This window comes from Nitrospirillum guaranorum, assembly GCF_034653275.1.
Classification (GTDB): Bacteria; Pseudomonadota; Alphaproteobacteria; order Azospirillales; family Azospirillaceae; genus Nitrospirillum.
The window spans coordinates 2,046,374-2,068,580 of record NZ_JAYEES010000003.1 but is presented as its reverse complement, the minus strand read 5'-3'; the positions used below and the strand labels follow the sequence as shown (position 1 = coordinate 2,068,580).

Annotated in this window: 19 protein-coding genes; 9 read left to right on the top strand and 10 right to left on the bottom strand. The window is 68.9% G+C overall.

Annotation, left to right across the window (positions count from 1 at the left end; genetic code table 11):
- Nucleotides 1-2 precede the first annotated feature (2 nt).
- Both UAJ10_RS18410 and UAJ10_RS18405 read right to left on the bottom strand, forming a co-directional pair.
- Nucleotides 3-560: a cytochrome b gene (locus tag UAJ10_RS18410; RefSeq protein WP_322916657.1), complete on the bottom strand. Its 558-nt coding sequence runs from the start codon at nt 558-560 to the stop codon at nt 3-5.
- Nucleotides 561-577: 17 nt separating this feature from the next.
- A complete protein-coding gene (locus tag UAJ10_RS18405) occupies nt 578-3,079 on the bottom strand; it encodes a cation-translocating P-type ATPase (RefSeq protein ID WP_322916656.1) in 2,502 nt (833 codons plus the stop codon).
- 219 nt (nt 3,080-3,298) lie between these two features.
- Here UAJ10_RS18405 and UAJ10_RS18400 point away from each other — a divergent pair, with 219 nt between their 5' ends.
- Nucleotides 3,299-3,739 (top strand): VOC family protein, encoded by a 441-nt coding sequence (locus UAJ10_RS18400; protein WP_322916655.1) that lies wholly within the window; start codon nt 3,299-3,301, stop codon nt 3,737-3,739.
- Between the two features lie 477 nt (nt 3,740-4,216).
- Entirely contained in the window at nt 4,217-5,230 is a 1,014-nt protein-coding gene (locus UAJ10_RS18395; RefSeq protein WP_322916654.1) for a sulfotransferase family protein, read from the top strand.
- Nucleotides 5,231-5,246: 16 nt separating this feature from the next.
- Here UAJ10_RS18395 and UAJ10_RS18390 read toward each other — a convergent pair whose 3' ends face one another.
- The 5 genes from UAJ10_RS18390 to purQ all read right to left on the bottom strand — a co-directional run bounded on the left by UAJ10_RS18390 (nt 5,247) and on the right by purQ (nt 9,804).
- Nucleotides 5,247-5,537, bottom strand: a complete 291-nt coding sequence (locus UAJ10_RS18390; protein WP_004272926.1) for a hypothetical protein — start codon at nt 5,535-5,537, stop codon at nt 5,247-5,249.
- Nucleotides 5,538-5,925: 388 nt separating this feature from the next.
- Nucleotides 5,926-6,264 (bottom strand): Grx4 family monothiol glutaredoxin, encoded by a 339-nt coding sequence (grxD, locus tag UAJ10_RS18385; protein ID WP_322916652.1) that lies wholly within the window; start codon nt 6,262-6,264, stop codon nt 5,926-5,928.
- 218 nt (nt 6,265-6,482) lie between these two features.
- Entirely contained in the window at nt 6,483-6,719 is a 237-nt protein-coding gene (locus UAJ10_RS18380) for a BolA family protein (protein ID WP_040846404.1), read from the bottom strand.
- Nucleotides 6,720-6,895: 176 nt separating this feature from the next.
- Nucleotides 6,896-9,118 (bottom strand): phosphoribosylformylglycinamidine synthase subunit PurL, encoded by a 2,223-nt coding sequence (purL, locus tag UAJ10_RS18375; protein ID WP_322916651.1) that lies wholly within the window; start codon nt 9,116-9,118, stop codon nt 6,896-6,898.
- Nucleotides 9,115-9,804 (bottom strand): phosphoribosylformylglycinamidine synthase subunit PurQ, encoded by a 690-nt coding sequence (purQ, locus tag UAJ10_RS18370; RefSeq protein WP_322916649.1) that lies wholly within the window; start codon nt 9,802-9,804, stop codon nt 9,115-9,117. The genes purL and purQ overlap by 4 nt, the downstream gene beginning before the upstream one ends.
- A 292-nt stretch (nt 9,805-10,096) precedes the next feature.
- Here purQ and UAJ10_RS18365 point away from each other — a divergent pair, with 292 nt between their 5' ends.
- The gene (locus UAJ10_RS18365; protein WP_322916648.1) at nt 10,097-11,488 is read left to right on the top strand and encodes an NAD-dependent succinate-semialdehyde dehydrogenase; all 1,392 of its coding nucleotides are present in this window, start codon (nt 10,097-10,099) and stop codon (nt 11,486-11,488) included.
- A gap of 61 nt (nt 11,489-11,549) precedes the next feature.
- Here the strand turns inward: UAJ10_RS18365 and galA are convergent, their stop codons facing one another.
- Nucleotides 11,550-14,093, bottom strand: a complete 2,544-nt coding sequence (galA, locus tag UAJ10_RS18360) for a beta-galactosidase GalA (protein WP_322916647.1) — start codon at nt 14,091-14,093, stop codon at nt 11,550-11,552.
- A 71-nt stretch (nt 14,094-14,164) separates the two neighbouring features.
- On the opposite strand from galA, the gene UAJ10_RS18355 reads away from it, so the two are divergent.
- From UAJ10_RS18355 to UAJ10_RS18345, 3 genes are all read left to right on the top strand, one after another.
- On the top strand, nt 14,165-14,329 hold the full coding sequence (locus UAJ10_RS18355) for an AbrB/MazE/SpoVT family DNA-binding domain-containing protein (protein ID WP_322916646.1): 165 nt from the start codon (nt 14,165-14,167) through the stop codon (nt 14,327-14,329).
- A 67-nt stretch (nt 14,330-14,396) separates the two neighbouring features.
- Nucleotides 14,397-14,597, top strand: coding sequence for a DUF5397 family protein (locus UAJ10_RS18350; RefSeq protein WP_145749648.1), 201 nt, complete (start codon nt 14,397-14,399; stop codon nt 14,595-14,597).
- 2 nt (nt 14,598-14,599) lie between these two features.
- The gene (locus UAJ10_RS18345; RefSeq protein ID WP_322916645.1) at nt 14,600-14,887 is read left to right on the top strand and encodes a virulence factor; all 288 of its coding nucleotides are present in this window, start codon (nt 14,600-14,602) and stop codon (nt 14,885-14,887) included.
- Here UAJ10_RS18345 and map read toward each other — a convergent pair.
- Together map and UAJ10_RS18335 are read right to left on the bottom strand one after the other, a co-directional pair.
- A complete protein-coding gene (gene map, locus UAJ10_RS18340; RefSeq protein WP_322916644.1) occupies nt 14,871-15,653 on the bottom strand; it encodes a type I methionyl aminopeptidase in 783 nt (260 codons plus the stop codon). The genes UAJ10_RS18345 and map overlap by 17 nt on opposite strands.
- Entirely contained in the window at nt 15,653-15,874 is a 222-nt protein-coding gene (locus UAJ10_RS18335) for a ParD-like family protein (protein WP_322916643.1), read from the bottom strand. The genes map and UAJ10_RS18335 overlap by 1 nt, the downstream gene beginning before the upstream one ends.
- Nucleotides 15,875-16,060: 186 nt before the next feature.
- Here UAJ10_RS18335 and UAJ10_RS18330 point away from each other — a divergent pair, with 186 nt between their 5' ends.
- From UAJ10_RS18330 to UAJ10_RS18320, 3 genes are all read left to right on the top strand, one after another.
- Nucleotides 16,061-17,038, top strand: a complete 978-nt coding sequence (locus UAJ10_RS18330) for an ImuA family protein (protein ID WP_322916642.1) — start codon at nt 16,061-16,063, stop codon at nt 17,036-17,038.
- A 506-nt stretch (nt 17,039-17,544) separates the two neighbouring features.
- Nucleotides 17,545-18,720, top strand: a complete 1,176-nt coding sequence (locus UAJ10_RS29915) for a hypothetical protein (RefSeq protein WP_416235380.1) — start codon at nt 17,545-17,547, stop codon at nt 18,718-18,720.
- Nucleotides 18,721-18,879: 159 nt separating this feature from the next.
- Nucleotides 18,880-22,152: an error-prone DNA polymerase gene (locus UAJ10_RS18320; protein WP_322916640.1), complete on the top strand. Its 3,273-nt coding sequence runs from the start codon at nt 18,880-18,882 to the stop codon at nt 22,150-22,152.
- Nucleotides 22,153-22,207: the final 55 nt, after the last annotated feature.

Genomic DNA, 22,207 nt, shown 5'->3' with positions numbered 1-22,207 from the left:
ACCTAAGCCCGGGGGCGGAGGCGGGGCGTCATGCGATCCATGATCCGGTCGCGCCACAGGAAGACGTGGACGGCCACGGCGGCCAGGTGCGCGCCCACCACGATCAGCAGCACGGTCACCAGGGTCTCATGCACTTCGCCCAAGGCCCGGCCGACGGCCGAGCCCGTGGCCACCAGCGCCGGCAGGTCCAGGACGCCGAACAGGGTCACGGGCCAGCCGCGCCGCGACGCGTCGGCCCATCCGGTCAGCACCAGGATGAACACCAGCAGGTACAGCAGGCCGTGAACGGCGGCCGCCGCCCTGTGCTGCCAGAGGGGAAGCCTGGGATCGGCCGGCGGCTGGGGCGTCAGTATCCGCCAGGCCAGGCGCAGGGCCATGATGGCGCCGATGGTCACGCCGAACGACAGGTGCAGGTTGACCAGGCCCTCCGGCGGCATGCCGCGGCGCAGCTCCGGCATGGTCCAGCCCAGGGCGTATTGCACCACCAGCAGGGCCACCACCAGCCAGTGGAACCCCTTCATGGCGCCGCCGTATTCCGGCTGGGATGCTGGGTGGGTCATGGTTTCCTCCTTACAGGTCAACGGCGCAGGTGATCGGCCCAAAGGGGCTTCACCATCTCCAGGGCCAGCACCATGACGACGGCGGCGACGAAGGCCACGGCCAGGTCGTCGGCATGTAGGGGCCCGAAAGCGAACAGGTCGGCGGCGGGCGGCCAGGCGAGGGTGGCCGCCATGACCGCAGCCATGACCCCCAGCACCGTCCATAGCGCGGTGTTGGGCCGCAGCAGCGCCGTCAGGGGCGAGGCCGCGAAGGAGCGGTTGACCAGCACCAGGCCGAAATTGATCAGCATGAGGGCGACGAAGGCCAACGCGCGGGCCTGGTCGGCCGGCATGCCGCCGTTCAACGCCGCCATGAACAGCACCGCCACGACGGCGAAGGCGACGATGCCCTGGGCCAGGCTCCACAGCACCAGGGCGCGGGAAAACAGGGTGCTGCCCGGTGGGCGGGGCGGACGGCGCATGATGTCCGCCTCCGACCGTTCCGCCTCGAAAACGATGGAGCAGACGGGGTCGATCACCATTTCCAGGAGGGCGATGTGCACCGGTGTCAGCAGCAGCGGCAGGCCCAGCGCCAGCGGCAGCAGCGCCAGGCCGGCGATGGGCACGTGGACCGCCAGGATGTAGCCCATGGCCTTGCGCAAATTGTCATAGATGCGCCGTCCCAGGCGGATGGTGTGGACGATGGACCCGAAGTCGTCGTCCAACAGCACCAGGGACGCCGCCTCGCGCGCGACGTCCGTGCCACGGCCGCCCATGGCGATGCCGATGTCCGCCGCCTTCAGCGACGGCGCGTCGTTCACGCCATCCCCGGTCATGCCCACGATCTGGCCGTCCGCCTGCAGGGCCTTCACGATCGCCAGCTTGTGCGCGGGGCGGGTGCGGGCGAACAGGGCGGCTCCCCGGATGCGGGCCGCCTGTTCCTGGGGCGGCAGGCCATCCAGTTCCGCGCCGGTGACCAGGGGGCCGTCGGGCAGGCCGGCCTGGGCCGCGATGGCGCGGGCGGTTTCGGGGTAATCCCCTGTGATCATCACCACGCGGACGCCCGCCGACAGGCAGTCCCGCACCGCCGCCGGCACCTCCGCCCGCAACGGATCGCTGAAACCCACCAGGCCCAGCAGGTGGCAGGGATAGTCGCGACGGTCGGCGGGCAGCGGGCCGTCCGCCTCGCCGCCGGCGACGGCCAGCACGCGCATGCCGTCGCGGGCCAGGCCGTCCACGGCGCGCAGCATCGCCGCGCGCGCGTGCTCGTCCAGCCGGCATAACGCCGCCACCGCCTCCGGCGCGCCCTTGGCCGCCACGATGGCCCCGCCCTGCGGCGATTGCCAGACCTGGGTCACCGCGGGTAGGCCCGGCTCCAGCCCATGTTCCCGCGCCAGGACCCAGGGGGACGCCGGCGGCGTCACGCCCAAGCGTTCGCCCAGGTCGCGGAAGGCGCGCTCCATGGGATCGAACGGCGTGGGGGCGCTGGCCAGCACGCCGTGCCACACCAGCACGCGGATGGCGGCGGCGGCCGTCGCATCCCCGGGCATCAAGCGTCGCGCCAGGTCGCCGGCGTCCCGTATCTCGGCGATGGCCATGCGGTTTTGCGTCAGGGTTCCGGTCTTGTCCGTGCACAGCACCGTGGCGGCGCCGAGCGCCTCGATCGCTGCGGCGCGGCGGGTCAGGACCCGCGCCCGCGACAGGCGCCACGCCCCCATGACCATGAACACGGTCAACACCAGGGGAAACTCCTCCGGGATCATCGACATGGTCACGGCCAGCCCGGCGAGCGCGCCTTGCAGCCAGCTTCCCCGCGCCAGGCCGTACAGCGCCATGACCAGGACGCTGACGGCCAGGCCGGCCACGGCCACGCCGCGGACCAGGCGCCGCGTCTGCCGGTTCAGGCGGGTGGGCTCCGGATGGATTCCCCCCAGGGCCAGCCCGATCTTGCCGATCTCGCTGTGGCGGCCGGTGGCGATGGTGGTGCCGCTGCCCCGGCCGCGCACCACCAGGGTGCCGGAAAAGGCCAGGGGCAGGTCGTCGCCCCCCGGGGCGGCGGCCCCGTCGTCCAGGCTGCCCGGGCGTTTGCGCACCGGCGCCGATTCACCGGTCAGCAGGGATTCATCCACTTCCAGATCCTGGGCGGACAGGAGGTGGATATCGGCTGGCACCCGGTCGCCTTCCTCCAGGAACACGATGTCGCCGGGCACCACCTCCCGTCCCGGAATGCGGACGCGCGCACCATCGCGCAGCACCTGGGCCCGGGGGCTGGTCAGGGTGCGCAGTGTGTCCAGCACCCGCTCGCTCCGGCTTTCCTGGGCGGTGGCGATGCCGACCGACGCGGTGGCGAAGGCCAGCAGCATCAGGCCCTCGCGCAGGTCGCCCAGGACCAGATAGATAAGGGCGCTGACCACCAGCAGGCCGAACATGGGTTCGGTCAGGATACCAAGCAGGATGCGGTAGAAGGGGCGCCTGTCCGGCCGGGGCAGTTCGTTGTAACCATCGGCCACCAGCCGGCGAGCCGCTTCCCTGGCGGTCAATCCGGCGATCGGAACGGGGGCGCGCGGCATCATGGCACCGGGGGCGGATGCGGTGTTCAGGCGAGCGCAGTGTATCCGGGGCAGGGGCGGGGGCGTTGATTCAGATCAGATGACATCTCCGACCCTCGGCCCCGGCGCCGGCCCTCCGCGGCCATGCCCGCGCCCCTTTGCCGCGCGTCCATCCGGGGCGTGGTCTTTTCTTTTGGTTGTGGCAATGCGATGCTGCGCCATCGAACCAGCAGCGGCCGGCAGGGCCAGCGGGGGAGCGGCATGGAACGGGTCACGGGCATTGGCGGCGTCTTCATGAAGGCGCGGGATGTGAAGGCGTTGAGCGCCTGGTACCGCGACGCCCTGGGTGTCCCGCTCAGCCCCTATTTCGCCGGCGCCAAGTTCAGCTGGCCGGAGGGGCAGCGCCCCGACCGGCCAGGCACCACCGCGTGGAGCCTGTTCCCCGAGGACAGCACCTACTTCGCCCCGTCCACGGCGCCCTTCATGATCAATTTCCGGGTGGACAACCTGGATGACATGCTGGCGCAGCTGCGGGCCTTCGGCGCCGCCGTGGATGAGCGGGTGGAACAAAGTGAGTTCGGCCGTTTCGGTTGGGTCATGGATCCGGAAGGCAACCGGGTCGAGCTGTGGGAACCGCCCCCCGGCAAGTAACCTACGTTCCATTGACCCTGTGTGCCGTCCGCCTGTCGGCGGGCCTCGTGCGCCTGTCGGCGGCCCAGCCCTGCGCTTGCGGCATGCCTCGGCGAAAATCGCCTGCTTGCCACCATCCCATCCAAAAAATGAAACCTACCGGCCTGTCACTGGCGGCACGCGCACGCCAGGGTGAAGGGATGGGGCCGAATTCGAGCTGCGGTCTAGGTCGAAGTAAATAATATTTGCAAATATGAACATTATTACTGAGCGCGGCCTATAACAATGGTCATGCCACATGTATATATAATGGATGATTTGGTTATAAGAATTCTAGCCGGAAGAATCTGCTTCCTGTGCACAAATGAAGGCAGGATTTTTAATCTCTCTGCGTAACAGGAAAGTCACGAAGAGAACCTGTGACTTGTGGACGCATCCCAACCTGGATTGATCCGGGAACGGTGCCGTTCGCCCAATCACTGTGATGGGGATTTGGTCTTGTCAAACGCCTATGCCAAGAATTGGGACAGTCAAAGTCGCGCCGGCACCCCGGTGGCCGGCCGCGCGCGGCCCATCAGCAGCCACGGCGGCACGATAGATCGGCTGCGGCGGCGCTTCGCCGATTTGCCGGACCCGGTGATCGTCTACAACAAGTCGCATTCCGGCAGCCGGCTGCTGGCCCAGATGCTGGACGACCAGGGCGTGTTCATCGGCGGCAAGTTGAACGAGTCCAACGACGCCATGGCCATCCTGCCCCTGGTGGAGCGGCTGGTGGAGGACTACTACCCCGATTACCACGCGCTCTGGGACCAGGAGTGGCCCACTGACCTGGAGGCCCTGTTCGTCACCGCGATGATGGAGCATTTGGCGGGCTATGACGGGCATTCGCCCTGGGGCTGGAAACTGTGCGAGACGACCTACATCGTCCCCATCATCGCCGCCGTCTTCCCCAAGGCGCGCTTCATCCACCTGTTGCGCGACGGGCTGGACGTGGCCTTCAGCGACCATGTGCCGCCCCAGGCCCGCTTCTGGCGCAAAGTCTATTTCAATAATGGCGACATCCAGGGCTGGCGCGGCCTGTCCATGACCAACCGCGCCTACGTCCGCCAGCCGCACGTCTACAACGCCCTGCACTGGATGAATTCGGTGGAGGTGGGGCGCACCTACGGCGCCATGCTGCAGGAACGCTATCTGGAGGTCCGGTACGAGGATTTGTGCCAGGACTTCATCCCCACCTCCCGCCGGATCCTGGCCTTCATGGGGCAGGCGCCGGATGAGGCCGCGCTGATGAGGCGGTCCGCCTCCGTCCGTAAGGGCGCCATCGGCAAGCACCATCGCCACCGCCGGCAACGGCGCCAAGTGGTGCGCCTGATCGAGCCCACGCTGTTATCCCTGGGATATCTGGAGGCGCCCAGCCAGCCCACGCTGATGTGGCGCCTGCGGGAGCGCTGGTACAGCGTGCTGCGCGAGGCCGGCAAGGGCTGGGGGCGGCTGCGGGGCCGCCGCCCGTAGGTCAACCGGCGGCGCGTCAGCCGGCGGCCTTGCTCAAGCGCCGGCGGTTGGCGCGCACCTTGCGGCGGTAGTGGGCCAGCACCTTGGCGGCGGCGCCGTCGGCGGTGGTGCCCAGGCCGCCGGTCAGCGCCCGCATCTGCAGGTCCAGGCCGGCGGCGATCTTCTCGCTCACCATGCGTTGCGCTTCCGTCTGCGCGGCGGCCCCACCGGCCGCCAGCTTCATGGTGCGCAGGGTGATGACCTGCAGGGCTTCCATGCCCAGCAGCCAACTGTCGAAGCCATTGCGCATCCAGGCGTTCTTCGCCATCGGTGTCTCCGCGATCCGGGTGGGCAAGCCCGACTTAAACGGGGCGCCGCGCCTCTTTGTTCCGGTACGCCCGATGTCGTCGCCTGGAACAAAATCCCTCTCCGCGGCGTTTCTATGGGCGTTGGCCCAGTCTCGTGGGGCCGCTCTCAAGAACTGAGAGATCGAGAACCGAGAAACAAGGAGATCGCGGCGATGCGATATGGGCTGTTATGGCTGCTGGGGGTGCCGTTACCCGTCCTGATCATCATCTATTTGATGTTTCATTAAGGCAGGGTACGCCGCGACCGCGTCAGGCGGCATTCCAGCGTGCTGAAAGAGAAAGGGCCGCGCCCGGAAACCCCGGGGCGGCCCTTCGTCCATAGGGTGCCAAGCCTTGAGCGGCGGGCCCTTAAGCGGCGGCTTGGGCGGCGACACCCTTTTCGGCCAGCAGCTGCACCAGCTCACCCAACTCATACATGTCGCGGATGATGTCGCAGCCGCCCACGAACTCACCCTTCACATACAGCTGCGGGATGGTGGGCCAGTTGGTGAATTCCTTGATGCCCTGGCGCAGGGCAGGATCGACCAGGATGTCGATGCCCTTGAACTTCACGCCCAGGTGGCTCAGCACCTGCACGACGGCGGCGGAGAAGCCGCACTGCGGGAAAACGGGGGTGCCCTTCATGTAGAGCACGACGTCGTTCTCGGTGATGTCGCGGCGGATGCGCTCTTCGACGGTCTTGTCCATGTACGATCGATCCTCTGGTGCCGGGGCCGCTTTCCTCCGGAGAGGAAGACGGTCGGCGGTCTAACCAAGCCGGCCAAACAGGGCCGGTGTCGCTGGCGCCCATGATACCGCCAGCGGCGGCCCGGTTCACCCAACAACGTGTACCCGTCATAAATGAGCGCGCGCCGGGCGTCTGTCCAGAGGGAATAGCCGGCGTATCGCCCCGCGATGGTCGCGGATCAGTCTTGCGTGGCCGCCGTGGTCAGGGCCAGGGCGTGCAGCTCATTGCCCATGCGGCCGCCCAGCGCGGCGTACACCATCTGGTGCTGCGCCACCCGGCTCTTACCCTTGAAGGCCGCCGCGGTGACGTAGGCGGCGTAATGGTCGCCGTCGCCCCGCAGATCCTCGATACGCACCTCGGCGCCCGGAATGCCTTCCCGGATCAGGCGCTCGATTTCAGAGGCGTCCATGGCCATGTGGTTTGTCCTTTCTGTGTTCCCTCAGGCGCCGGGCGGCCACATCCGCGGCCTTGGCTTATCCTCGATTTCCAGTCCGCTGACGCTCCCCAGAAATCTCCGGCGCCTGCGGTCGCAGGCTACGGCGGCATGAGAGGACTCATGCCGCCGGGTGCGCAAGCGTGGGGTGGCGCAGGTCAGGCGGCGTCGCCGGCCATGTAGGCGGGCAGCCAGCCTTCGTGCACCGCGCGCAGGTCGGCCAGCGCCAGGGCGCCGCCGCCCAGGCCGGTAATGGCGTCGCCACCCACCGTGCCCAGGGTGGTGACGGGTACACCGGCGGCCTTGGCGGCGTCGGTGACGGCGGCCACATCGCCGGCGGCGGCGGTGACCAGATAGCGGCCCTGGTCCTCACCGAACAGCAGGCCGGCGTCGGCGTTCTCCAGGCCGGTCAGGGTGACACCCTTCTTGCCGCGCAGGGCCATTTCCGCCAGGCCCACGGCCAGGCCGCCGTCGGCCAGGTCGTGGCAGGCGGTAAGATTGCGGGCCTCGATCAGGCCGCGCACCAGGTCGCCGGCGCGGCGCTCGGCCGCCAGGTCGACCAGCGGCGGGGCGCCTTCCTCACGGCCGTGGACCTCGCGCAGGTACAGCGACTGGCCGACATGGCCTTCCGTCTCGCCCAGCAGCAGGACCACGTCACCCTCGGCCTTGAAGCCGCTGCCGATGGCCAGCGTGCTGTCCTTCAGCAGGCCCACGCCGCCGATGGCGGGGGTGGGCAGGATGCCTTCGCCGTTGGTCTCGTTGTACAGGCTGACGTTGCCCGACACGACGGGGAAGTCCAGGACGCGGCAGGCCTCGGCCATGCCTTCGATGCAGCCGGCGAACTGCCCCATGATGCGGGGCTTCTCCGGGTTGCCGAAGTTCATGTTGTCGGTGATGGCGAGCGGCAGGGCGCCCACCGTGATGAGGTTGCGGTAGGCCTCGGCCACCGCCTGGGCGCCGCCGCGCACCGGGTCGGCGTAGCAGTAGCGCGGGGTGCAGTCGGTGGTCATGGCCAGCGCCTTGGGCGTGCCATGGACCCGCACCAGGGCGGCGTCGCCGCCCGGGCCGATCATGGTGTCGGCGCCCACCTGGCTGTCGTACTGCTCCCAGATCCAGCGGCGGGAGGCGAGGTCCGGCGTGCCCATCAGGGCCAGCAGGGTGTCGCGGGCCGACGCCTTCAGCGGGGCGTCCGCCGCGGCGATCTCGGCCTGCGGCGGGGTGGGCTCCGTCGGGCGGTTGTACAGCGGCGCCTTGTCGAACAGGGGCGCCAGCTCCACGTCGCACCAAGTGTGGCCGTGCATGCGGATGACCATGCGGCCATTGTCCGTCAGCTTGCCGATGACGGCGAAGTCCAGTTCCCACTTGTCGAAGATGCGCTTGGCCTCTTCCTCGCGGCCGGGCTCCAGGATCATGAGCATGCGCTCCTGGCTTTCCGACAGCATGATCTCATACGGGGTCATGCCGGCTTCGCGCTGGGGAACGGCGTCGAGATCCAGGTCGATGCCCAGGCCGCCCTTGCCCGCCATCTCGACGGAGGAGGAGGTGAGGCCGGCGGCGCCCATGTCCTGGATGGCGACGATGGCGTCGGTGGCCATCAGCTCCAGGCAGGCCTCGATCAGCAGCTTCTCGGTGAAGGGGTCGCCCACCTGCACCGTCGGGCGCTTGGCCTCGCTGTCCTCGGTGAACTCGGCGGAGGACATGGTGGCGCCGTGGATACCGTCGCGGCCGGTCTTCGATCCCACGTACACCACGGGCTTACCCACGCCGGCGGCCTTGGAATAGAAGATCTTGTCCGTCTGGGCCACGCCCACGGTCATGGCGTTGACCAGGCAGTTGCCGTTGTACGCCTTGTGGAAGTTGGTCTCGCCGCCCACGGTGGGTACGCCGACGCAGTTGCCATAGCCGCCGATGCCGGCCACCACGCCCGCCACCAGATGGCGGGTCTTGGGGTTGGCGGGCTCACCGAAGCGCAGGGCGTTCAGGTTGGCCACGGGGCGGGCGCCCATGGTGAAGACGTCGCGCAGGATGCCGCCCACGCCCGTCGCCGCACCCTGGTAGGGCTCGATGAAGCTGGGGTGGTTGTGGCTTTCCATCTTGAAGATGGCGGCCTGGCCGTCGCCGATGTCGATGACGCCGGCGTTCTCACCGGGGCCGCAGATGACCCAGGGCGCCGTCGTCGGCAGCTTCTTCAGCCACACGCGGGAGGATTTGTAGGAGCAGTGCTCAGACCACATGACGGAATAGATGCCCAGTTCCGTCAGGGTGGGCGTGCGGCCCACGCTTTCCAGCATGCTGGCGTATTCGTCGGGCTTCAGGCCGTGCTCGGCCGCCAGCTCGGCGGTAACCTTCGGTTCGCGGTCAGGGGTGTGGGTGACGCTCACGACAGGCTCTCCAGCAGGCTGGTAAACAGGGCGCGGCCATCGGTGTTGCCGTGCTGCGGGTCAAAGGCGCGTTCCGGGTGGGGCATCATGCCCAGGACGGTGCGCGTCTCGTTGAAGATGCCGGCGATGTTGTTGGTGGCGCCGTTGGGGTTGCCGGCCTCGTTCACCACGCCGTCGGCGTCGGTGTAGCGGAAGGCCACGCGGCCCTCGCCTTCCAGGCGCTTCAGCGTCTCTTCATCCGCGACGTAGTTGCCCTCGCCATGGCCCACGGGGATGCCGATGTGCTGGCCCGGGGTATAGTGGCGGGTGAAGGCGCTGTCGGTGTTCTCCACCTTCAGGTCCACCGTCTTGCAGATGTACTTCAGCGACTTGTTGCGGATCAGCGCGCCGGGCAACAGCCCCGCCTCCGTCAGGATCTGGAAGCCGTTGCAGACGCCGATGACCTTCACGCCCTTGGCGGCCCGCTCCTTCACCACCCGCATGACGGGGGAGTTGGCGGCCATGGCGCCGCAGCGCAGGTAGTCGCCGTAGGAGAAGCCGCCGGGCACGGCGATGACGTCGACCTCGGGCAGGTCGGTGTCGCGATGCCAGGCGTGAAAGGTCTTATGGCCGGAAACCTGTTCCAGGGCCACGGCGATGTCCCGTTCACAGTTGGAACCGGGAAAGACGATGACGGCGGACTTCATGGGGGCCGCATATCCAATCGTTGGAGGCCGGGGAAGGCGGGATTCCCGCCGATCTTAAGCCGGCGCTGCACCCGTCGTCTTGTGCGGCGGAAGCTAGCCGCGCCGCCCGGTGAATGCAAGGTGCCGGGGTGGGGGGCTACCCCGCGCGGATGTGGGGGCGTGGCGGTCGCTAGGGATGGGTCGGTCCGCACCTCCGTGGGGGCCTTTGATGCACCTCATGGCCCCCGGCGGGCGCGGGTGGTCGGATGGCGCAGGCCGGCCCCGGGGCCGGCCCCCAACGGAGGACGACGCCATGCCGTATGCGACCACCAATCCCTATACCGGCGAATTGCTGAAGACCTTTCCCGACGCCACCGACGCGGAGGTCGATCGCGCCCTGACGGACGCCCATGCCGCCTTCCTGGCCTGGCGGGAGACGCCCTTCGCCCACCGCGCCGGCATCATGCGGAAGGCGGCCGACATCCTGCGGGCCGAGACCGACGCCTACGCCCGGCTGCTGACGCTGGAGATGGGCAAGCTGTTCACCGAGGCGAAGGCGGAGGTGGAGCTTTCCGCCCGCATCTTCGAATACTATGCCGAGAAGGCGGAGGCGCTGCTGGCGCCGGAGAAGCTGCCGGTGGCCGACCCGGCGGAGGGCGAGGCCGTGCTGGTGTGCGAGCCGCTGGGCGTGCTGCTGGCCATCGAGCCGTGGAACTTCCCCTATTACCAGATCGCCCGCATCATCGCCCCGCAGTTGTCCGCCGGGAACACGATGCTGCTGAAGCACGCCTCCAACGTGCCGCAGTGCGCCGCCGCGTTCGAGGTGCTGATGCGCCAGGCGGGCCTGCCGGACGGGGGTTTCCGGAACCTGTACGCCACCCGCCACCAGATCGAGCGCATCCTGAACGACCCGTGCGTCCACGGCGTGGCCCTGACGGGGTCGGAGGCGGCGGGTGCCGTGATCGCCGCCCAGGCGGGCAAGGCGCTGAAGAAATCCACCATGGAACTGGGCGGGGCCGACGCCTTCGTCGTGCTGGCGGACGCGGAGTTGGACAAGACCGTCAAGTGGGCGGTGTTCGGCCGGCATTGGAACGGCGGCCAAGTCTGCGTCTCCTCCAAGCGCATGATCATCGTGGATGAGGTCTATGACCAGTTCCTGGACCGCTACATCAACGGTGTCGCCGGCCTGAAGGCGGGCGATCCCTTCGACGCCACCACCACCCTGGCGCCGCTGTCATCGCAAGGGGCCGCCGACGAGGTGAAGGAGAAAATCCGCGAGGCGGTGGCCCATGGGGCCAAGGCGACGGAGGTGGGCCCCAGGGTTCCCAACCAGGGCGCCTTCGTCCAGCCCACCATCCTGACGGAGGTGGGGGAGGACAACCCCGCCCGCTACTGGGAATTCTTCGGTCCCGTCTCCATGCTGTTCCGCGCCAAGGATGAGGACGACGCGGTGCGCATCGCCAACGACTCCCCCTTCGGCCTGGGCGGCTCCGTCTTCACCCGCGACACCCGGCGCGGGGCGGCGGTGGCGGCCCGCATCTCCACCGGCATGGTGTTCGTGAACCACCCGACCATGGTGAAGGCCGACCTGCCCTTCGGCGGCATCCGCCGTTCCGGCTACGGCCGCGAATTGCTGGGCCTGGGCATCAAGGAGTTCGTGAACCACAAGCTGATCGACGTGGTCGATATCGACGCGCCGTTCTGAGCGTTTTTGGGGGCGACACCTGGGCGCGGCATTGGCGCCGCGCCCAGGTGTTTGTACATCGTCAGGCTGGGCCGACGCTGGCTACCAGCGCCGCCTTTTCCAGGGACAGCTCCACCGTGGCCGCCTTCAGCCCCTCGGCCTTGGCGGTCACGCGCACCGTGCCGGCTTGCTTGCCCGTCTGCACGATGGCGCCGCACAGGCCCTTGAAGGCCTTGCGATAGGGTGCGTGGTCGGGTTCCAGGCTGGTGGGATCGCCGTTGCCGACGCCCAGCAGGCGGGCGCCGCCCTCAAGGGTGAAGGTCACCAAATGGTCGGCATCGGGCACCAGGCGGCCCTTGGCATCGACCACGCTGGCCGACAGCACCGCCACGTCGTCGCCGTCGGCCAACAGCTTGACGCGGTCTGCGGCCAGGGTCAGGGCGTGGGCCGGGCCGGCGGTTTCCTGCCGTTGGGTCAGCACGCGACGGCCGTCCTTATAGCCGTGGGCCTCGATGGCGCCCGGCTGGTAAGGCACGGTCCATTCCAGGTGGCGGTTGCGGGTGACGTCCTTGCGACCCAGGCTGCGGCCGTTCACGAACAGCTCCACCGCGTCCAGGTTGCTGTGGCACCAGACGGCGATGTCCTGCCCCTCCCGCCCCGGCCAGGTCCAGTGCGGGAACAGGTGCAGGTGCGGCTGGTCCGGCCGCCACCAGGCGCGGTAGTAGTGGTAGTTGTCCTTGGGGAAACCGCACAGGTCCAGGATGCCGAAGTTGGACACGGTGTTGGGCCAGTCGATGAAGGGCGTCGGTTCCCCGCGATAGTCGAAGCCCGTCCAGGCGAAGCCGCCGGAGAGGAAGGGGCGGCTGTCGTAAAAAGTCCACCACTGTTCCGCCGTGCTGGCCCACTTGGGATATTCGGTGTCGTAGGCGGGGACGTAATGGCGGGCGTCGTCATGGGCATAGACGCCGCGCGTGCACACGGTGCTGGCCGTTTCCGTGCCGATCATGGGCTGATTGGGGAAACGGGCGTGGAAGGCGTCGATCTCATCCAGGTAGTAGTTGAAGCCCATGACGTCCAGCACCGGGCTGGCGCCCTGGCCGAACTTGCCGTTGAACGCCTCCGTGACCGGGCGGGTGCCGTCCAGGCGGTACACCGCGCGCTTCATGCTGGCGGCGATGCGGGCGCCCTGTTCCGTGCCGCGGTGGATTTCCTCGTTGCCGATGCTCCACAGGAAGACGGACGGCCGGTTGCGGTCGCGCCGCACCATGCGTTCCAGCTGGCTCATACCCTCCGGGTTGCTGGACATCTGGCGGGTTTCCTCCATCACCAGGATGCCCAGCCGGTCGCAGGCGTCCAGCAAGGCGGGGGCAGGCGGGTGGTGGGTGGTGCGCCAGGCGTTGGCGCCCATCTCCTTCAGCCGTTCCACGCGATAGGCGTGCAGCCGGTCGGGCACGGCGAAGCCCACGCCGGCATGGTCCTGGTGGTTGCAGGTGCCCTTCACCTTCACCGGCCGGCCATTCAGGAAAAAGCCCTCGTTGGCGTCGAAGCGCAGGGTGCGGATGCCAAAGGATGTGTGATAGTGGTCGACCACCGCCCCGCCCACGCTGACCTCCGTCACCAGGGTGTAGAGCTTGGGCGCCTCCAGCGACCACAGGGCGGGCGCGGGCAGGGTGGCGGCCTGCGTCACGGCACCCGTCTCCCAGGCGCCCAGCGCCACCGGCGGGGCGTCCAGTCGCAGGGCGGCCTTGCCGTCGGGGTCCAGCACGGTGCTGCGGACGGTGAGAACCGCCGCCGGCCCCTCGTTGGCCAGCTCGGTGGTGATGGTGAGGTTGGCGCCACCGGGCGTCACCGTGCTGCGGACGAAGGTGCCCCACTGCGGCACATGGGCGGGCGCGGTCTTCACCAGCCAGACGGGACGATAAAGGCCAGCGCCCTCATAAGACCAGGCCTCGCCCAGGGTGGCGTCCACGCGGATGACCAAGGTGTTGGCGCCACCCAGGAGGACGAAGTCGGTGATGTCCACGCGGAAGGGGGCGTAGCCGCTTTCGTTGGTGGCGACGATGAAGCCGTTCAGCACCACCAGGCAGTTGCGCGCGACACCGTCGAATTCCAGCGACAGGCGCCGGCCGGCGTCACTGGCGGGCAGGGTGAAGGTGCGGCGGTACCAGCCCACGCTGGTCTCCGGGAACTGTCGCCCCAGGGGCTTGAAGCCCTGGTAGGCCATGGCCTCCGCCGCCTCCTTACCCGGCAGCCGCGCCTGGGCGAAGGGCAGGTCCACCGCCCAGTCGTGCGGCAGGGTGACGGCGGCCCAGTCCTTGTCGTCGAAATCGGCCTTGGCCACCGGTGCGCTGAGGTCGCCGGATTTGGCGTAGGTGCTGCGGTCGGCGCCGAAGCCGAAATCCTGCTGCGGGTCGGCGGCATGGCCCAGATGGAAGCGCCAGCCCTCGTTCATGCGCAGCCGCTCACGCGGGGCCAGGTCGGCGGGCACGGGGCCGGGTGTGGCGGCGGCCTGCGCTGGCGCCGCCATCGCCGATGGGACACCGGCCGGGGCCATGCCCAGCGCGGCCCCAAGGGTGGGCAGCGTGGCGGCGGTGGCCAGCAGGCGGCGGCGGGTCAGGTCAGGCATGGCAAGCGTCCCCCAGGGTGCGGCGTTTATAAATAATATATAATATCCAATTTGCGCTGCGTAAAAGCCTTATGACCTTCAAGATGCTTGATTGGCGTCAGTGGCCAACCGCACGCTGGCGATCTGTCGCTAGGGAGGGGGCCATACGGATCGTGAAGTGGGGGAACAGCCTAGCCATTCGGTTGCCTGTGGCGATGGTCAAGGCTCTGGGCTTGAAGGAAGGCGACGAGGTCTAAATCCATGAAGCGGGTTTGGAGATGGCAGGACGATGGGCTATCATGAGGATCAATGGAGGATAGTGCGATGCAGCTTCAGGGCTTCGTGCCGCAAGGCATTATTGGGACTTGGCGGCGCTTCGGCGTTGTCGGCCCAGTCTATGAAATCGTCAGCAAGGAAAAAGATCTTCCCGACGGTGACACGTTGATGCGTGTCCGTGTTGTTGAGACGGGTGAAGAGGTTGCATACAAGTTGACAGATATCTTGGATGACCCGAAGGAGCGCTAACCTTGTTCGCCATAGCCTTTGATCTGATAGTGGCCGACACGGTTCAGCATCACCCTAGCCATAATGCCTCCCAGGCTTACGCTGATATCCGCGCCACCTTGACTGGTCTTGGCTTCGAGTGGCGACAGGGTAGTCTCTATACGACCGACAACGACAGCATGGCATCGATCTTTGCCGCTATTTCGGCTCTGAAGGCATTGCCCTGGTTTCCGCTGTCTGTCCGCGACATTCGAGCGTTCCGCGTCGAAAACTGGTCCGACTTCACAACCATTGTTAAAGGGGGGGTATAGCCCTCCGCTTGCGTTCCTCCGCGCGCAGGGTCAGCACGCGCACGCCGGTGGCGGTCACGGCCACGGTGTGCTCGAACTGGGCGGACAGCCTGCCGTCCGCCGTCACCACCGACCAGCCGTCGTCCTTGGTTTCCACCTTGGCGCCGCCCTGGTTCAGCATGGGCTCGATGGTGAAGACCATGCCCTCCTTCAGGCGCAGGCCCGTGCCCGGCTTGCCGAAGTGCAGGATCTGCGGTTCCTCGTGCATCTCACGGCCGATGCCGTGGCCGCAGTACTCCCGCACCACGGTATAGCCGTTGCGCTTGGCGTGGCGCTCGATGACATGGCCGATGTCGCCCAGGTGGGCGCCGGGGCGCACCTGGCGGATGCCCTGCCACAGCGCCTCATACGTCGTCTGCACCAAGCGCCGCGCGGCCGGCGCCACGTCCCCGATCAGGTAGGTCTTGCTGGAATCGGCGATGTAGCCGTTCTTCTCCAGCGTGATGTCGAAATTGATGATGTCGCCGTCCGCCAGGATGTCGATGGCGGAGGGCACGCCGTGGCAGACGACCTCGTTACGGGAACAGTTTAGCACATAGCCATAGCCGTACTGCCCCTTGCTGGCGGGGCGGGCGTGCAACTCATTGACGATGTGGTCCTCGACCCGGTCGTTGATTTCCAGTGTGCTGAGGCCGGCCAGGGGCATGTCGTCCAGCATCTGGAAGACGCTGGCCAGCAGGCGCCCGGCCTCCTCCAGCTTTTCGATCTCGTCGGGGCGCTTGACCATCAGGGGGCCGGTTCCAATTGGCGCGGTTCCGGTTCCAGGTGGACGGATGCCATCTTCAGCTGGATGCGCAGGATGTCGTTCAGCGACAGGGTGGGGTTGGCCTCCGCCAGCATGCCGATCTTCATCCAGTATTCGGCCTGGGCGTTGATGGACCGGCACAGCACGGTGCTGGCCTTGCGCACCTCTTCATGCAGGTCGTCGTCGATCTTCACGATGCCCATGGAGTTCTCCGATATATGAAACGTATATGATTCATATAATGAGGAGCCAGGGCCGTCAATCGGCGCCGTCGATTCCGGATAGTCCGATTTTGGGGTGTCGACTCATCTTGACCGGGTGGCGACTCCGGATTAGAACATAACAAGAACATTTATCCCCGCGCCCTAAGAGACCAAGGCAGCATCCCCATGCCCGCCATTCCTCCCCCCATTTCCGCAGCCAGGCCAACACCTTGCCCTGAAGAGGGACAGTTTGAGGGCCCCCTGGACCGCCAGCGCCTGCTGGCGGTGCTGCGGGAACAGGTGCGCGCGGTGGAGGCGCCGGGGACCGGCCGGGGCGTGGTGCCGCTAGGGGTGCCGGCGGTGGATGCCCATCTGCCGGCGGCGGGCCCGGGGGAAAGCGGCGTCAACGGCCTGCCGCGCGCCGCCCTGCATGAGGTGGCGGCGGCGGGCGCGTTGGACGCCGGCGCCGCGACCGCCTTCACGGCTTTGCTGGCCGCCCGGCTGGCGGAACAGGTGCGCGGCCCCATCCTGTGGATGACGCGGGCACCGGACCTCTACGCCCCCGGGCTGGACGCCCAAGGGGTGGGGCCGGGACGGCTGGTGGTGGTGCACGCGGCAAGCGAGGTCGACCTGCTGTGGGCCATGGAGGAGGCGCTGCGCTGCCCCCGCGTGGGCGCCGTGGTGGGGGAGGCGGGCGGCCTGGACCTGACGGCCAGCCGCCGCCTGCACCTGGCGGCCGAGGCGGGTGGCGTGCCCGGCTTGCTGCTGCGCCTGAACGCGGGCAAGGCGCGCGCCATGAAGGGTTTGACGGGCGCCGGGCGGGGCAGCGCGCGGGGCAGCATCCAGGCCACCGCCGCCGTCACCCGCTGGCAGGTCGGCACGGCCCCCATCCAGGAACCTCTTGCCGGAGATCGGGGCACCGCCCCCTCCGCCTTCACCGGCCCCGCCTGGCGGGTGGAGTTGCTGCGCTGTCGCGGCGGCCGGCCGGGGGCGTGGACCCTGTATGAACGCGAAGGCTTGACGCTGGAGGCGGCGGGCCAGGCGGCCGTGCCGGCGCCGGCGCCGGCGCCGGAGACGCCGCCGCCCGCCTCGGCCGTCGTTCCCTTCACCTCGGCTCAACTCACGCCCGACCGGCTCACCCCCACTTGGCGCGCGGTGGGCTGAGCCATGCGTCGCATCCTCTCCCTCTGGCTGCCCACCTTCGCCACCGACCGCATCGCCCGTGGTCTGACGCCGCCGCTGGCCGCCGGCACGCCCCTGGTGACCCGCCTGTCGGACCGGGGGCGCCTGACCGTCGCCGCGGTGAACGCGGCGGCGCGGGCCAAGCGCCTGGTGCCGGGCATGGGCCTGGCCGACGCCCGCGCGCTGGAGCCCCAGGTCCACGTCGTGGATGCCGATCCGGAGGGCGACGCGGCGGCGCTGGGGCGCTTGGCCGACTGGGCCCGGCGCTACACCCCCTGGACGGCGGTGGACCCCGCCGATCCGCCCGGTTTCGGGAACGGTCCAGGATTGCTGCTGGACATCACCGGCTGCGCCCACCTGCTGGGGGGGAACATGACCTGCTGCTGGATCTGGAGCGCCGGCTGGCCAAGGCAGGGGTCGAGGGGCGGGCCGCCATCGCCGACAGCATCGGCGCCGCCTGGGCGCAGGCCCGTTTCGGCGCCCAGCTGGTGGTGCCGCCGGGCGGTGCGGCGGAGGCTCTGGCCGACCTGCCGCTGCCCGCCCTGCGCCTGGGACCCGATCTGGTGGCCAGCCTGCGGCGTGTCGGCCTGCGCCGGGTGGGGGAGCTGATGCGCATGGCCCAAGGAACAGGAGGGGGTGAGGGTTCTAAGAACCGGGCGGCCCTGGCCGCGCGCTATGGCGCCCAGGTCGCCCTACGCCTGGACCAGGCGCTGGGCTGGGTGGAGGAGCCGCTGTCGCCCCGCCGCGCGCCCACCCGCCATACCGCCCGCCTGACGGTGGTCGACCCCATCTCCACGCCCGAGGGCTTGGCCCAGGCGGTGCGCCACCTGTTGGGCCGGGTGGCGGCCAGCCTGACGGCGGCGGGGGAGGGCGCGCGCTCGCTGGAGCTGGAGGCTTGGCGCATCGACGCCGGCCATGACGCCCCGCCCCAGGTGCTGAGCGTGGGCGCCAGCCGCCCCAACCGCGACCCCGCCCATCTCTGGCGCCTGCTGGAACCGCGCATGGACCAGCTGGAGCCGGGGGCGGGTTTCGAGACCATGGCCGTTTCCGTCACCCACGCCGCCGCCTTCGACGGCGGGCAGGCGGTGCTGGGCGCCGAGGGGCTGGCCGACCTGGCGGGGCCGCCCGTGACGGGGGGCCAAGCGATCGACGGTAACCCCCTGGTGGCTGATCCGCCCATCGCGGAACTGGTGGACCGGCTGGGCGCCCGCCTGGGACCTGGCCGGGTGCTGCGTCTGCTGCCCCGGCAAAGCTGGATACCGGAACAGGCGGTGCGGGCGGTGCCGGCCGAGGCGCAGGACAACAGTCCGCCAGCGGCCCCGCCGGCACCCGCACCGCCCGCCTGGCCGGCGGACCGGCCGCGCCCCATCCGCCTGCTGCCCCGGCCGGAGGCGGTGGAAGTGGTGGCCCCCATCCCCGACGACCCGCCCCTGCTGTTCCGCTGGCGCGACCAGACCTATCGCGTGGGCCGGGCCGAGGGGCCGGAGCGTCTGCTGCCGGAATGGTGGGAAGGGGGTGAGCGCCGTCCTAACCCCAATCCCGAGCCCCGCGACTATTACCGGGTGGAGGATGGCGAGGGCCGGCGCTTCTGGCTCTACCGCCTGGGCCTCTACCACGCCGGCGGCCCGCCGCCCCGCTGGTTCCTGCACGGCTTTTTCGGGTGATGTCCGCCCCCACCCCTTAGCCGCGACCGTTTGAGGATGCGCCCCGAGTGCAGCGACTAGGCCGCGACCGCGGCCGCCGGAACGTTTCGGGGAGCGTCAGCGGACTGAAACGTGAGGATAGCCAAGGGCCGGGATGGCCCGCCGGCGCTTGAGGGAACTATGTATTCAGAACTTCAAGTCGCCAGCAATTTCAGCTTCCTGCGCGGCGTGTCCAAGGCCGTCGAGCTGGTGACGGCGGCCAAGGCGCTGGGGCATCGGGCCATGGCGCTGACCGACCGCAACAGCTTGGCCGGGGTGGTGCAGGCGCATGCGGCGGCGCGCGACCTGGACTTCCGCCTGGTGGTGGGGGCGCGGCTGGATTTGACGGACGGCCCCTCGCTGTTGTGCTGGCCCACCGACCGCGCGGCCTATGGCCGCCTGTCCACCCTGCTGACGGTGGGCATGCGCCGGGCGCCCAAGGGACAGTGCTTCCTGACCCGCGCGGATGTTGAGGAGCATGCCGCCGGCCAGATGATGGCGGTGGTGCCGCCGGACAGTCTCGACGCGGGCTTCACTGCCGACTTGGCCGATTACCGCCGCCGCTTCGGCCGCACCCTCAGCCTGTGCCTGACCCATCGCTACCAGGGTGACGACGCCCGGCGGCTGGACCGGCTGGCGGCCCTGGCCGAGGCGCACGGGCTGTCGCCGCTGGCCACCAACGACGTGCATTACCACCACCCCGCCCGGCGGGCGCTGCAGGACGTGATGACCTGCATCCGTGAGCATTGCACCATCCAGACGGCGGGCTGGCGCCTGGCCGCCAATGCCGAGCGCCACCTGAAGCCGCCGGAGGAGATGGCGCGCCTGTTCCACCGCCATCCCCGCGCCCTGGCCCGCATCCGCGATATCGTGGAGGCCTGCACCTTCTCCATCGGCGAACTGCGGGCGGATTACCTGTACCCGGCGGAGGTGGACGCCGGCGACACGCCGCAGGCGCGCCTGGCGCGGCTGACGGCGGAGGGGGCGGCCAAGCGCTACCCCAAGGAGCGCTATCCGGAGGGCGTGCCGGCGGAGGTGCAGGCCCAGATCGACAAGGAATTGGCCCTGATCGCGCAACTGGGCTACGCCTCCTATTTCCTCACGGTCTATGAAATCGTGAGGTTCGCCCGGGACCAGAACATCCTGTGCCAGGGCCGGGGGTCGGCCGCCAATTCCGCCGTCTGCTTCTGCCTGCATATCACCTCCATCGATCCGCACATCCACAAAGGGCTGCTGTTCGAACGGTTCATCTCTACCGCCCGCAACGAGCCGCCGGACATCGACGTGGATTTCGAGCATGAGCGGCGGGAGGAGGTGATCCAGCATATCTATGAGAAGTACGGCCGCGACCACGCCGCCATCGCCGCCACCGTCATCTGCTACCGCTCGCGCGGGGCGGTGCGCGACGTGGGCAAGGCCATGGGCATGAGCCAGGACACGGTGGGCCAGCTGTCGGCCATGATTTCCGGCTGGGGCACCGGCACGCCGGAGGAGGAGCGGGCGCGGGAGGCCGGGCTGGATCCGGAAGATCCGCTGTTGCGCCAGGTACTGGAGCTGACGGGTGAGATCTCGAAATTCCCCCGCCACCTGTCGCAGCATGTCGGCGGCTTCGTCATCACGCCCAAGCCGCTGGCCACCTTCTGCCCCATCATGAACGCGGCCATGGAGGACAGGCAGAACATCGAATGGGACAAGGACGATTTGGACGCCGCCGGCCTGATGAAGGTCGATGTCCTGGGTTTGGGCATGCTCAGCTGCCTGCGCCGGGCCTTCGACCTTTTGCGGAACCAGTACGGCCTGGATTACGACCTCGCCACCCTTCCGGCGGAGGATGAAAAGACCTACGACATGCTGTGCGCCGCCGACACCCTGGGCGTGTTCCAGGTGGAAAGCCGGGCGCAGATGTCCATGCTGCCCCGCCTGCGGCCCCGCAAATTCTATGACCTGGTGGTGCAGGTGGCCATCGTCCGCCCCGGTCCCATCCAGGGCGGCATGGTCCACCCCTACCTGCGCCGCCGTCAGGGGCTGGAGCCGGTGGATTATCCGTCCGAGGCGCTGAAAGAGGTGCTGGAGAAGACGCTGGGCGTGCCCCTGTTCCAGGAACAGGCCATGCAGATCGCCATCGTCGGCGCCGGTTTCACGGGGGCGGAGGCCGACGCCCTGCGCCGGGCCATGGCCAGCTTCCGCAAGCTGGGCGACATCGACACGTTCGAGGACAAGTTCCGCGCCGGCATGCTGAAGAACGGCTACACGGCGGAGTTCGCCGAGCGCTGCTTCAACCAGATCAAGGGTTTCTCCACCTACGGCTTTCCGGAAAGCCATGCCGCCAGCTTCGCCCTGCTGGTCTACGCCTCGGCCTGGATCAAGTGCCATTACCCCGATGTCTTCGCCTGCGCCCTGCTGAACAGCCTGCCCATGGGCTTCTACGCCCCGGCGCAGATCGTGCGCGACGCCCGGGACCATGACGTGGTGGTGCTGCCGCCGGACGTGAACCATTCCGATTGGGACAGCCGGCTGGAGCCGCCGGCGCGGGGGCAGCGTTTCCAGACCCTGCGCCTGGGTCTGCGCCTGGCCAAGGGCCTGAGCGAGGCGGCGGTGCAGCCCCTGCTGGAGGCGCGGGGGCATGAGCCCTATGCCAGCCCGCACGACCTGTGGCGCCGCGCCCGGCTGGCGCCCCGCACCCTGGAACTGCTGGCGGAGGCCGACGCCTTCCAGTCCATGGGCCTGGACCGGCGCCAGGCGCTGTGGGCGGTCAGCGCCCTGGGCGAACGGTTGCCGCCCCTGCTGGACCTGGCGCTGAACGCGGAGGAGGAGGGGACGGGCGACCCGTGGGCGGAGGACCCGTCCATCGCCACCCTGCCGGCCATGACCCTGGGCGAGCACCTGGTGGAGGATTACACCCGCCTGTCCCTGTCGCTGAAGCGCCACCCCATGAGCCTGGTGCGCGACGCCGTGGTGGCCCGGCTGGAACGGTTCGCGGCCAAGCCTCAGGAGAAGATGATCCGCCGCTACCCCCTGATGCGCATGGAAACGCTGGAGACCCTGGCGGACGGCAGCCGCGTGGCCCTGGCCGGCCTGGTGCTGGTGCGCCAGCGGCCGGGCAGCAGCAAGGGCGTCATCTTCATCACGCTGGAGGATGAGAGCGGCATCGCCAACCTGGTGCTGATGCCCGAGACCTTCACCGCCTTCCGCCGCCACATCCTGGGCAGCCGCCTGCTGCTGTGCCTGGGGCGGGTGGAGAAGGTCATCGCCCCCACCCAGGACAAGGGCCCCAGCGCCACCCCCGTCACCCATGTGCGCGCCGAACGTCTGATCGATTATTCCGACCTGCTGTCCCGCCTGGACGAACCCACCGGCGCCACCCCCGGCCGCCGCGCGGACGCCACCTTCCCCGATGGGCGGAACTTCCGGTGAGGGAAGGGGGCGTCGACCTGGAATTTGACAGGGCGGCAGCCTATGCTAAGGCATA

What these genes read in the sequence shown, in the direction of transcription:
- UAJ10_RS18400 (WP_322916655.1), top strand. Translation starts at nt 3,299, where the DNA reads ATGCTGCGCCATCGAACCAGCAGCGGCCGGCAGGGCCAGCGGGGGAGC.
- UAJ10_RS18390 (WP_004272926.1), bottom strand. Translation starts at nt 5,537, where the DNA reads ATGGCGAAGAACGCCTGGATGCGCAATGGCTTCGACAGTTGGCTGCTG.
- UAJ10_RS18330 (WP_322916642.1), top strand. Translation starts at nt 16,061, where the DNA reads ATGCCCGCCATTCCTCCCCCCATTTCCGCAGCCAGGCCAACACCTTGC.
- UAJ10_RS18320 (WP_322916640.1), top strand. Translation starts at nt 18,880, where the DNA reads ATGTATTCAGAACTTCAAGTCGCCAGCAATTTCAGCTTCCTGCGCGGC.
- UAJ10_RS18365 (WP_322916648.1), top strand. Translation starts at nt 10,097, where the DNA reads ATGCCGTATGCGACCACCAATCCCTATACCGGCGAATTGCTGAAGACC.
- purQ (WP_322916649.1), bottom strand. Translation starts at nt 9,804, where the DNA reads ATGAAGTCCGCCGTCATCGTCTTTCCCGGTTCCAACTGTGAACGGGAC.
- map (WP_322916644.1), bottom strand. Translation starts at nt 15,653, where the DNA reads ATGGTCAAGCGCCCCGACGAGATCGAAAAGCTGGAGGAGGCCGGGCGC.
- UAJ10_RS18335 (WP_322916643.1), bottom strand. Translation starts at nt 15,874, where the DNA reads ATGGGCATCGTGAAGATCGACGACGACCTGCATGAAGAGGTGCGCAAG.
- UAJ10_RS18410 (WP_322916657.1), bottom strand. Translation starts at nt 560, where the DNA reads ATGACCCACCCAGCATCCCAGCCGGAATACGGCGGCGCCATGAAGGGG.
- galA (WP_322916647.1), bottom strand. Translation starts at nt 14,093, where the DNA reads ATGCCTGACCTGACCCGCCGCCGCCTGCTGGCCACCGCCGCCACGCTG.
- UAJ10_RS18350 (WP_145749648.1), top strand. Translation starts at nt 14,397, where the DNA reads ATGCAGCTTCAGGGCTTCGTGCCGCAAGGCATTATTGGGACTTGGCGG.
- UAJ10_RS18380 (WP_040846404.1), bottom strand. Translation starts at nt 6,719, where the DNA reads ATGGCCATGGACGCCTCTGAAATCGAGCGCCTGATCCGGGAAGGCATT.
- grxD (WP_322916652.1), bottom strand. Translation starts at nt 6,264, where the DNA reads ATGGACAAGACCGTCGAAGAGCGCATCCGCCGCGACATCACCGAGAAC.
- UAJ10_RS18355 (WP_322916646.1), top strand. Translation starts at nt 14,165, where the DNA reads ATGACCTTCAAGATGCTTGATTGGCGTCAGTGGCCAACCGCACGCTGG.